Genomic DNA, 11,244 nt, shown 5'->3' with positions numbered 1-11,244 from the left:
TTTGCGATTGGTAAGTTTTAAAATGAGGAAAGGATAAAAAGGAGATGATCGCGGTGAACGAGGTTGATTTCGATCTCACTGACTTCAATAAAACCTTCAGCCTGTTGCATGCCATTACCAGAATGGATGCGAGGTTTATCGATAAAGAGAACCAAGTTGTGCTGCAAATGGTGGACCATCGGATTCCAGCGGTTATTCAGCCGTCAGATACGGTCTACGAGTCGCTTGCTGAAACGCTACGGTCCACGATGCCGAATCGCTTTTTTTACTATACGAATGCCTTCAGTCTTGAATATATAGCAGTAGGTGTGTGGAGGGATTCAATTTTTCAAGGATTCGTCCTGCTGGGTCCCTTCCTCTCGATTTATCCAGATACAGCGTTCATTAGCGATCTGATTGCTCAGCATTATTTGCCGGTTAGTGAGCGGAAGCAGCTGCAGGAATTCTATAGCTCTTTGACTGTGATTAGCTCGAATGATTCAAATAGCCTAGGCGACTTACTAGTTAATCTTTGCGCCCATCGGCATACGGATTCCCAGCTCATTACCGCTGACTTCATCCAGCCTGATCTGAACAAAGAGCAGCAAACTTCGGATATTGCCGATAATAAAACGACGATCGAACACAGATATCTCTATGAAAAAAAGTTCATGGATGCGATTGCTAGAGGGGACAGGGTCGAAATCGCCAGAATGATTGGCGAAATGAATAGCTATGCGAACCTCCCAGATCGTATTCCCGAAAGCCCGATTCGCTCTACGAAAAACATCATGATCACCCTCAATACCTTGTGTAGAATTGCAGCCGAGAGAGGCGGCATTCATCCGGTGTATCTACACCATATCTCCGAGAAGTTTTCCATCATGATCGAAAGGTCTACGAACCTGCCGAAGCTGAAAAAGCTCAATAGCGTCATGATCGAGGAATATTGCGAAGCGGTTCATACCTTTTCCACGCGGAGCTACAGTACCATTGTCAAAAACGCCGTCAACCATATTGATTTAAATTTAGAAAAGTCATTAACGCTGCAAGAGATTGCTGCTGTTATTCATGTCAATGCTTCGCATCTGTCTCGGAAATTCAAGCAAGAGGTCGGCATGAATATGATGGATTTCATTAACCATAAGCGCGTCGAGGAATCTAAGCTGTATTTGCAAAGAGGGAACATCGCCATCACGGAAATCGCGTTTATGGTCGGCTTTAATGATCTCAATTACTTCGCTAGAGTGTTTAAAAAGTTTACAGCGATGACACCTACCCAGTATATCAAAGCTAGCAGATAAGCCGTGCGAATAGGCCTTTATGATGTTGTCAGGTAAGGGCTTTCTTGCTATGATGAAGGGAATAGAAGCTAGTAAACATAAAGGTGGCTGGCCGATGAACCGTATGGAGGCCGAATTCAGTAACCTCGTGAAGGCGTACCGCAAGAGGCATATGGGCAAAGGGCCAGAGCGTGTGACAACGACCTTCTGCAAAAGCTGGGCGATCTGTGAAATGGCAGGGAACCTCTCCCCTGTAGAGAAGTTTATGGCGAAGACCGGCGATGGCAGGCAAATGCTCCGCACGGCGCGCACCGAAATGGTCAAAGAGATTTACAAGGATCATCCTCCAGTAGAAATGGAAACGCTGCTCGGCGCGAAATTCGTCCAGCTATTCGTCGATATCGATATTGAGCAGGATGTGGGCATGTCCATTTTCGTATTTGATGAAGATTTGGAAAAGAAATTTGGTACAAAGACCGGATAACTAACCGCTCGTACACCGACATATACATAAGTAAGGTGCTTGGCACTTGGTAGCGAACCTGCCGGAGACTAACCACTGTGAGACAACTCGAGATTCCTCTTGTAAAAGAGGGGCTTGGGGTTGTTTTGCGGTGGTTTTTTGCTTCTAGGGGGAGGGTGGGGTGCGTGGTGATAGGCGGTAACCAGCGCCTGATGGAAAAGTTGAGGTTGGTCACACTGGGCACAAGATCAGTCCAGCTAAGCGCACTCTCCCGCCCCCACCTATAGGAAAAACTGTAAAAGTGCAGGAATTTCTCGAGAAATGCCTCGAAAAGATGGAATGCCTGCAAATATGAAGGTATTTGGAGAAAAATAGTGATAAAACGTTATAAATAGGAGAAAAACATGCATAATCGCAGGTTTTTGAATAAATAAGGGTACTTGATCTAAAAAAGGATGCAGAATTGCAGGTTTTTGGTGGATGGGAGTAAGGAAGAACAATAGATGAACGTAAACAGGAGGCGTTTTAATTGGGAAAAACGAAGCACACGGGGCCGATTAAGCTGCCCGCGAAGCCCGATCCGAAGCTGTGGGTTAGCAAGATACCTTTCGGACTTGGCAAAGTAAAACCGAAGCATATTCGGGAAACTGCCAAAATTGCTTGGCAGAACCGAGATAATCTACCCTATGCGGTGCGAATTCTGACACAGGGGGTGTGTGACGGCTGCGCACTGGGCGTATCCGGTCTCTATGATCAAACGCTGGCCGGACCGCATATCTGCACGACGCGACTGAACGTGCTGCGGCTGAATACGATGCCAGCGATCCGCGAGGACGTGCTGCATGCGGATATCGACGAGCTCAGCCGCATGAGCTCCACCGAGCTCCGCCAGCTCGGGCGCATTCCGTATCCGCTCATCCGCAGGAAGGGCGAGCGAAAGTTCCGTCGAGCCACGTGGGACGAGGCGCTAGACCTGGTTGCAACGAAGATGCACGGGTTGAATCCGAAGCAGATGGCGTTTTACCTAACGGCGAGAGGTATCACGAACGAGTCGTATTATGTGGCAGCAAAGGTAGCAAGATTGCTCGGCACGAACAACATCGATAATGCTTCGCGCATCTGCCACTCACCGTCGAAGACGGCTTTGAAGCGCTCCGTAGGCGTGGGCGCATCGACGTGTAATTACAAGGACTGGATTGGCACGGACGTCCTTGTGTTCTGGGGCAGTGTAGCGGCGAACAACCAACCGGTTTCGACGAAGTATATGTATGCGGCCAAGCGCAAAGGCACGAAAATCATTGTCATTAACCCGTACTACGAGCCTTCCATGGAGAAGTACTGGATCCCTTCGATTGCCGAATCGGCGCTATTCGGCACCAAGCTGGCCGATGATGTGTACCAAGTGAACATCGGCGGCGATATTGCCTTCATGAATGGCATCATGAAGGTGTGGTTTGAGATGGAGGAGCGCGAGCCTGGCTCCGCGATTGACCATGCGTTCGTGCAAGCGCACACGAACGGCTACGAGCAGCTGCGCGCCCACGTGGCGCAGCAAGACTGGACGACGCTGACGCAGTCGTCTGGCCTCACCCGCGAGCGCATCAGCGAGCTCGCTGCACTGCTTGCGCGTGCCGCTAGCGCGGTTTTCGTGTGGAGCATGGGGCTCACACAGCACCGCTTCGGCACGGACAACATCTCGCAGGTGGCGAATCTTGCCCTCCTGCGGGGCTTTCTTGGCCGCGAGCACTGTGGGTTGATGCCCATCCGCGGCCACAGCGGCGTGCAGGGATCCGGCGAGATGGGCGCCGATCCCTTCTCCCTGCCCGGCGGAGAGATCAATAGCGCCGCCGACCGCAAACGCATCGAGCAGCTCTGGGGCTTCGAGCTGCCGAGCTGGCAGGGTGACATCGTCGGTGTCACCCTCGAGAACGCGCTCCTGCCCGAGGAGCAGGAGCGGAAGCTCCGGCTGTTTTACACATCCGGAGGCAACTTCCTAGAGACGATGCCGGACCCGGATTTCGTCCGCACCGCTCTCACAAGCATGGACGTCCGTGTCCACCAGGACATCATCCTCAATACCTCCACGCTGCTAGACGCGCGGGAGGCTGTGGTCGTGCTGCCCGCGATGACACGCTACGAGCAGCCTGGCGGAGGCACCTCCACCTCGACGGAGCGGATGGTGTACTTCTCGCCCGAGATCGCCGGTCCCCGCATCGGCGAAGCCCGCGCGGAGTGGGATATCTACGTCGATCTCGCTCGCCGTGTGAAGCCCGAAGCTGCGGCGCAGTTAGGCTGCGCGAGTGCGGAAGCGATCCGCGCGGAGATCGCGCTGGCCGCGCCGAGCTACGACGGCATCCAGCACCTGCGCGAGCGCGGCGATGTGTTCCAATACGGCGGCGCGTGGCTGTGCGAAGACGGTGTCTGTCCGACCACGGATGGCCGCGGCGCGCTGCTGCCGATTCAGCTTCCAGAGCTGCGGAAGCCGGAAGGGCATTTTGCGGTGACAACGCGCCGCGGCAAGCAATTCAACTCGATGATTTACAGCGACGTTGATCCCTTCAATGAAGCGGATCGCTACGATGTGTTGATTCATAAAGAAGACGCGAAAGCACTCGCTTTGAACGAGGGGGAAGCCATCGTCGTCTACAATGGCTATGGCAACATGCATGGCAGAGCCAAGCTGGCGGAGGTCAAGCAGGGCAACATTGAGGTGCATTGGCCAGAGGGGAACAGTTTAATACCTAAGGGGGTATATGAGCCCTATGCAGGTATTCCTGAGTACAATACGGCGGTTATCGTGGAAAAAGCCGAGACCTATCATGCACACAAAGACACGCGTTATGTAGAGAAGCGGATTCTAGAGCTGGAAACCGAAATGGAGGGATAGGGATGGAGGAAAGGGAAATTGAACACGTGGAACCAGAAAGCCAATCGCAGCAAGAAGCCACTGAAATCCCGCATCCTGAACTTTCTTTGTCTAAGGAAGCCGTGAAGCTTACTGAACACGCCATATCTGAGGAGCCCGCTGCGACTACGTTTCCGACAACCACCACTTGGTCCATCCACCGCTATAACGGCTCAGAAGTACTTCCTGAAGAGGATACCGTCGCAATTGAAGCGCCGCTGACGATTCAGCTCGATGGCGAAGAATTTGCTACACTCGTCTACACGCCAAGCGATACGATCGATTTGGTCACTGGCTTTCTCGCCTCCGAGGGATTGATCCGCTTCATCGATCAGATCGAGTCGCTCACCTTGGAAGAGGACCGAGGATTCGCCCATGTAAAACTGCGGCAGCTTCATCAGCTGAGCCGTCAGTTGGTGTCCAAACGGTTCATCGGCTCCTGCTGTGGGAAAAGTCGTCAGTTTTATTTTCACAATGATATGCGCACGGCCAAAACGGTGACCACCAAACTCCAGCTCACGATCCCCCAATGCTTTCATCTAATGAACGAGCTCCAAGAGCAATCGGCTGAATTCCGCCTCACGGGAGGTCTGCATAATGCGGCACTGTGCACGGTAAACAAGCTGCTCCTGACCAGGGCTGATATCGGCAGGCACAACGCACTGGATAAAATATATGGACACATCCTGAGGCATCGCCTTTCGGTACGTGATAAGGTCTTAGCATTCAGCGGTAGAATCTCTTCCGAAGTGGCGCTCAAAGCGGCCAAGATGGGCGTTGGTATCCTATTGTCGAAATCCGCTCCAACCGATTTAGCACTCCGCTTAGCTGAGGATCTAGGGATTACGGTTGTCGGGTTCATTCGCAGAGATCATTTAACCGTGTATACGCATCCAGAACGCATCGTCGAATGTCGATAAAGTTACCTTTTTGTGGAAATATTTATATTGTCTCTCTATCAGAAGTGTGCTAGATTCTAGCTATTGCCAACTTTTGTTAAGAGAGGAACGACACTATGGGGAATTGGAAAGTTTGGATGAAAAAAGGGGGCATCACGCTGCTCGCAGCCTTCGTACTTGGGGTGGTTGCACAGCCAGTGTCTTCGCATGCGTATGCAGCTGAAGTGAATGCAGAAATTCCGCAGGTGATCGAGAAAGCTTCACCTTCCGTAGTTGCCATTATTGGAAAGCCATCCTCCGAGATGGACAAGTCGTTAGAGACGAATCGATTTAACCTTGCACACGGCACGGGTGTCATTGTGGCATCGAACGGCGTGATTGTAACCAATGCGCATGTCGTGAAAAATATGAAAAACATCGTCGTCGTCACCTCAGATGGAACAACCTATCGTGGGCACGCGTCGAACATAGATGAGGAGAGCGATCTGGCGTTAGTGAAGATCGACGCAACAGGCTTAAAACCAGCTACTTTTGCATCCTCTTCGGATATTAAAGTTGGGGAAACTGTGGCGGCGATTGGCACGCCGATTTCGTTCGCCCTCCGCAACTCCGTTACAGTCGGTATTGTCAGCGGTCTAGACCGCTCTGTGAGCTCGCAGTATCAGCTCATTCAGACGGATGCGGCTATCAATCCCGGCAATAGCGGCGGCGCCCTGATCAATATGAAGGGTGAAGTTATCGGAATTAATACGATGAAATACGCCGATTTGGGCGTGGAGAATCTCGGATTTGCTATTCCCGTGGATACAGTGAAGTATGTGTTGAAGAATTTTGAGCTGTATGGCAAAGTGAAGCGCGCCTACTTAGGGCTAGAACTGGAAGAAAGCTGGGAAGCTGTCGTAGGTTTACCGAGCTCAACAGGACTTAGAGTGTCTTATGTTGATGCAGACTCACCAGCGGCTGAGGCGGGCATTGAGCAAGACGAGATCCTGGTCTCTGTCGGCAACAGCGCAGTGAAAACACTCGTGGACTACAACGAGGCGATCAAAACCTATTTACCCGGCCAATCGGTCGATATTAAGCTCCAATCAGGTGCTGCGACGATTACCAAGACAGTGAAACTTGGCGAGCTAGCTAGCAAAGAAGTGACGTTAACGGGGGATAACGAGGGTGGAACCTCGATCGATGCAGACAGCGGCAAAACGAAGATTGGCGACAGCCACTTCGGCTGGTCGATGAAATATCCGGCTGGTCTTGTCAAAAGACAGCAATCCGACGATGGCGACTCCATCAGCTTCATCGATGCCAAAGGTGAATTCGCCCTTGCCATTCACGTCGACGATGATCAAAGTGATGATCTGTCACCATCTGCCTTACTGAACAAACTAGCAGGTGATGATAGCAGTAATTATTCGAGCGGAGGCACGACGATTCTAGAGCGCCAGTATGTGAAACGCGCAGAAAGTCCCTATGCCAAAGTCGTAAGCCGCTCCGGCGAGGAAGGCTACGTGCAGACACGCGGCTACGTCCACGGCGGTCGGTTGTATACCGTACAATTATTCGTTACGAAAGAGCAGTACACGAATCATTCCAAGCAAAACATCTACAACGATCTACTCGATAGCTTTAAGCTATCTTTTAATAACGCGGATGGGTCTCTGAAGGATATCTCCGTTTTTAATTCCGACGATGTAACGTACACCAGTGAGTATGGGCTATCGATTGATTTGCCTGCGGAATGGCAGCAGGATCATGGCGGAAGCACCTCTTTTTATAACGATGATTATTCTCAAGCCGTTCATGTTAATGTGACTTCAGCTTCTTCTGGTGATACGCTGCAGAACTGGATAGACCGGGAGACCGGGAAATTCGAAGCGCAGTATACCGCAGATTATCGTCGTGTAGACAAGCCGGTAGAGCTGACTGTAGCTGGTGTACCTGCTTGGAAAGTAAGCTATGCGAGTTCCTTGGGAGATGAGTGGGAAGCGGGAAGTTCGCTCTTTTTCATCAAAGACAAGTATAAATACGAGGTACAGATGACCTACCCGCAAGCTGATCAAGGGGAAGAACTTGAGAAGGCTTGGGATAAAATGGTGGCTTCCATCTCCGTCAATAAAGAGACGATGGATGGGGAGCTGGGCTTCATTCAGGATCTCGATGAGATCACGGACCCGGATCAAACAACTCTGTACAAGAACGAGAAGTTCAACTACACGCTGCGTATTCCTGAGCAATGGACGTCCATCCGCTCTTACGATGGCAGTGATCCTGTGTCGAAGTCATTTAACTTCACAGGCGGTTACTTGCGTGTGGATACCGACAGCAAAAAAGCTTACGCCGACATGGTGAAAGATGCTGAGGATGGGCAAAAGACCAATCACAACAACGATAGTGACTACAAATACACGTCCGAGGACGTCACGTTATTCGGTGATGTGAAAGCCAAGAAGTACACGGTGAGTTATACGAAAAAGCATATCCCTTATACGGAAACCGTGTATCTGTTTACTCGGAAACAAATTAACTACACTGTGACGTTGCGTATCGATGATGCCGTTGGCACCGACGCCAATGTCGCACGGTTGAATAAAGCGTTCACTTCGTTCACCTTCGTGAACGGTACGGGCGGGAAATAGAGTAAATAAGCTTAAGTGTCGTTGATTTCCAATGGTTCAAATAATGAAAGCCCCCGAGGATGATCTCGGGGGCTTTGCTTTGTTGTGAAGGTCTTATCCAGCCGCGGCACTGGCTTGCTTAATCTGTACGCGCATTTCTTCGCGTTGTGAATCTTTGAGGAGCGGGCAGTTGAAGCATTTTTGGCCGTCTTCGCGGCGGTAGTACAAGCAACAGGAAGAGCGAATCAGCATCTGCTTGCCTTCTTGATAAGGGCTGTCTATGTAGCACGGCTCATGGGCGAAAGGGTTTACCTTATGGCCAAAAACATCGGGCGTGAACTGCTTTGTCAGGGCATCGTAGTCAGCCGCGAACTGCTCTCGGACATGGGGGCGAGGGTCATTTTCCATCACATAGTCACGGACGAAAGTCATTCTAGATGCAAATTGGTTCCACATCATGGCTTGATTTACTTTCGCCTGTTGAGCGATGACCGTCATGACGGGAACGATGAGATTTGCAAATAGGGCGCGCATCTCCAACTCAATGAAAAGATCACGGTCTTCCGTCGGAACTTTCTTCCATTGGAGATGAATGATTTTATAGCCTGCGTGGGCATGGTCGCCGTGATTTTCCACCTCAAATGCGATATTCTCGAGATCAAAAACTAACCATTGATTGTACTGGGCTAAGAAAAGGTAGTTTGTAGCCACCAAATGAAAAAGCGTGCGCCCTAAGAACGATGCCGAAATATCGAGTCCTTTGCCTCGAAGCAAAGTTTGGCCCTGCTGCAGGATATCAAGCATGGTGGCGCCATCTACTAGCTGCCGTCCTGGGATGTGCAGAAGCGGGTGCTCCATCCCTTTGGGTGAAATGTGAAAGTAACTTTCAACTAGCGAAAAATCAACGTTCGACTCGATGGGCATCATTAGCACGCTCCAATTTAATAATGATAATCGTTATCAATGCTTTACGTTGATCATACTAGATGCCAGACTGAAGTGTCAATTTGGTATCTTTCAGAAAAGGAAGAGGATCCTGCTTTTAAATGGAAAATGTACATGTAATTAGCTACATATTCACAGAAATGGACGGATAGATGGAAAAGGTGCAGTTATATTTGCGATTATCGGCGTTCCAAGGGGAAATGGTCGATATTAGCTGTATGTTTTCCATTTAATTGAGAAAAAGCGGCTAAACCGCTCTGAATAGCTGGAGGAAATCCATCTAATTCGGTAGGAGTGCTGGCTAGTTGGAAATGGGAGTAAGGTTGGCGTTGGTTTGAGATGGGGATGTGTTGGGGAGGGGAGAAAGGAGAGGAGCTATCGTGCACCTAAAGAAAGACAAAGCCCCCCAATCCGTGTGGACTGGGAGGCGCTATAAACTGTGAGTGGATCTCCGTTACTGTTCGGTGCTTAGAGATGCTGTGAGTGGATCTCCGTTACTGTTCGGTGCTTAGAGATGCTGTGAGTGGATCTCCGTTGCTGTCGGTGCTTTGAAATGCTGTACAGGTGATCTGCGTCGCTGTTCGGCGATTAGAGATGCTGTACGAGTGTTTTCCGTTGTTGCTGGCGCTTAGAGATGTTGGACTGTGATCTCCGTTGCTGTTTGCTGCTTATAGAAGCTAAGCGATCCTAGCTTACTTGCGGTACAGTGCGTAGCCCGGATTCTCCGGCACGTCGATCGCAATGAGGCGCATACCTTCCGCGCTGTCGGCTTGCAGGTGAAGAGCCTCGCTTTCACCGCTCGCTTGCACCACTACAAAATCCTTGTGTGACAAGGATTTGCGCTCTTGCCCTTGCCCTTGCTCTTGCCCTTGCCCTTGCTCTTGACCTTGCTCTTGACCTTGCTCTTGACCTTGCTCTAGCTCTTGCCCCATCTCACCCGCAGCCCCAAGCCCCGCCGCGGCAACCATGCCCGCGCCATGCCCGCGAATCACGAGCATAGCCAACCTGCGGCCTGGCTCCAAGCTATAGCTGAAGGCTGTACCAGGCGCTAGCTCCCAATCATACAGCCGAACGTCGGCGTCCAGCTGAATAGGAGCATCCCCGCCGATCACTGATTTCAGCGTAACGCCATTTTGCACGCGGACGGGGAATTGCTCGTGGTTGTACTGGCGATAGGTGGCTGGCTTCTTCACCGTTTCGCTCAAATGAGGCTCGAACCAGATCTGCATGGCTTCGCTGCCTGCTCTGCGGAATGCTTCGGCGTGGGAGACGCCTGAACCTGCTTGAATCACTTGCGCACCACCGTTTGTCACGGTTTCTAAGGAACCTAGCGTGTCGCGGTGCTCCACAAGCCCATCGATCACGTACGTGACGATTTCGAATGCTTTGTGCGGATGCAAACCGATTTCCGAGACATCGGTCGCTTTGCCCCATGCCCAGTAGAAAAGGGGGCCGACGCGGTCTACCGCTGTTTTTTCGCCAGGAAAGCTAATTGCCCGTTGTTCGATGAACTTCCCATTATCAAATGCGCCAACGCCTTGCTCATTCACGCCATATATTTGAATACGCATGAGAATCGCTCCCTTAACTATATTATTTTTAACAACTTACTTTATGTAAGTATTATACCGCCGTCTCCTCCTGATGTCAAAAGGTATTTCCTCATCCGCACATCGATTCTTGACTTCCTCCCCATGGCAGCACTACAATCGATAGTGTAAGGAGTGTGGCCTAACATGAAGATGCCTAACTTTAAGTTGAAGGAGAGCGGATTGAACCGCTTTTTCGGTCCACTAGAGTCTCGAATCATGGAAATTCTCTGGACGAACTCCGCAGAAATGACGATCAAAGACGTCCAACTCAAGCTGGACGGTGACAAAGCAATCAATTTCAATACCGTGATGACCGTGATGAATCGGTTGGTGGATAAAGGGATTTTACAGAAGCAATCTGTCGCCAGATCGTTTCAGTATAAGCCGGTTGTCACCATTGAAGAGTTCATGGACACGCAATCCAAAGAGCTGACATTTGACCTCATTGAACAGTTTGGCTCCTTGGCGGTTACCCATATGGTCGATGCTCTCGATAAAGTGGACCCCGAGCTTCTGGACCAGTTGGAGCAGCACATTCTACTTCTCAAAAAGGATCGATAACG

Annotated in this window: 8 protein-coding genes; 6 read left to right on the top strand and 2 right to left on the bottom strand. The window is 50.7% G+C overall.

The features are described from left to right. Positions 1–53 precede the first annotated feature (53 nt). From A8709_RS04515 to A8709_RS04495, 5 genes are all read left to right on the top strand, one after another. Positions 54–1,283, top strand: a complete 1,230-nt coding sequence (locus tag A8709_RS04515) for a helix-turn-helix transcriptional regulator (protein WP_065851248.1) — start codon at positions 54–56, stop codon at positions 1,281–1,283. A gap of 94 nt (positions 1,284–1,377) precedes the next feature. Next, on the top strand, positions 1,378–1,746 hold the full coding sequence (locus tag A8709_RS04510; RefSeq protein WP_065850992.1) for a Na-translocating system protein MpsC family protein: 369 nt from the start codon (positions 1,378–1,380) through the stop codon (positions 1,744–1,746). A 508-nt stretch (positions 1,747–2,254) separates the two neighbouring features. Further along, positions 2,255–4,612: an FdhF/YdeP family oxidoreductase gene (locus A8709_RS04505; RefSeq protein WP_065850991.1), complete on the top strand. Its 2,358-nt coding sequence runs from the start codon at positions 2,255–2,257 to the stop codon at positions 4,610–4,612. Positions 4,613–4,614: 2 nt separating this feature from the next. Next, positions 4,615–5,550 (top strand): formate dehydrogenase accessory sulfurtransferase FdhD, encoded by a 936-nt coding sequence (gene fdhD, locus A8709_RS04500; RefSeq protein WP_084224669.1) that lies wholly within the window; start codon positions 4,615–4,617, stop codon positions 5,548–5,550. Between the two features lie 95 nt (positions 5,551–5,645). Further along, positions 5,646–8,165, top strand: coding sequence for a S1C family serine protease (locus A8709_RS04495; protein WP_065850990.1), 2,520 nt, complete (start codon positions 5,646–5,648; stop codon positions 8,163–8,165). Positions 8,166–8,258: 93 nt separating this feature from the next. Here the strand turns inward: A8709_RS04495 and A8709_RS04490 are convergent, their stop codons facing one another. Next, a complete protein-coding gene (locus tag A8709_RS04490) occupies positions 8,259–9,071 on the bottom strand; it encodes a (2Fe-2S)-binding protein (protein WP_084224668.1) in 813 nt (270 codons plus the stop codon). Positions 9,072–9,781: 710 nt separating this feature from the next. Continuing rightward, positions 9,782–10,660 (bottom strand): pirin family protein, encoded by an 879-nt coding sequence (locus tag A8709_RS34875; protein WP_065850988.1) that lies wholly within the window; start codon positions 10,658–10,660, stop codon positions 9,782–9,784. Positions 10,661–10,825: 165 nt separating this feature from the next. Between A8709_RS34875 and A8709_RS04480 the strand changes: the two genes are divergently transcribed. Continuing rightward, on the top strand, positions 10,826–11,242 hold the full coding sequence (locus tag A8709_RS04480; RefSeq protein WP_065850987.1) for a BlaI/MecI/CopY family transcriptional regulator: 417 nt from the start codon (positions 10,826–10,828) through the stop codon (positions 11,240–11,242). Positions 11,243–11,244 lie beyond the last annotated feature (2 nt).

It is taken from the genome of Paenibacillus pectinilyticus (assembly GCF_001700435.1).
In the GTDB taxonomy this organism is placed as follows: domain Bacteria; phylum Bacillota; class Bacilli; order Paenibacillales; family NBRC-103111; genus Paenibacillus_E; species Paenibacillus_E pectinilyticus.
The sequence above is the reverse complement of the archived record's forward strand: the minus strand, read 5'-3'. Positions and strand labels throughout refer to the sequence as shown.

Bases quoted from the DNA above. Each gene is read 5' to 3' on its own strand.
- A8709_RS04510 (WP_065850992.1), top strand. From the start codon at position 1,378: ATGAACCGTATGGAGGCCGAATTCAGTAACCTCGTGAAGGCGTACCGC.
- A8709_RS34875 (WP_065850988.1), bottom strand. From the start codon at position 10,660: ATGCGTATTCAAATATATGGCGTGAATGAGCAAGGCGTTGGCGCATTT.
- A8709_RS04490 (WP_084224668.1), bottom strand. From the start codon at position 9,071: ATGATGCCCATCGAGTCGAACGTTGATTTTTCGCTAGTTGAAAGTTAC.
- fdhD (WP_084224669.1), top strand. From the start codon at position 4,615: ATGGAGGAAAGGGAAATTGAACACGTGGAACCAGAAAGCCAATCGCAG.
- A8709_RS04495 (WP_065850990.1), top strand. From the start codon at position 5,646: ATGGGGAATTGGAAAGTTTGGATGAAAAAAGGGGGCATCACGCTGCTC.
- A8709_RS04480 (WP_065850987.1), top strand. From the start codon at position 10,826: ATGAAGATGCCTAACTTTAAGTTGAAGGAGAGCGGATTGAACCGCTTT.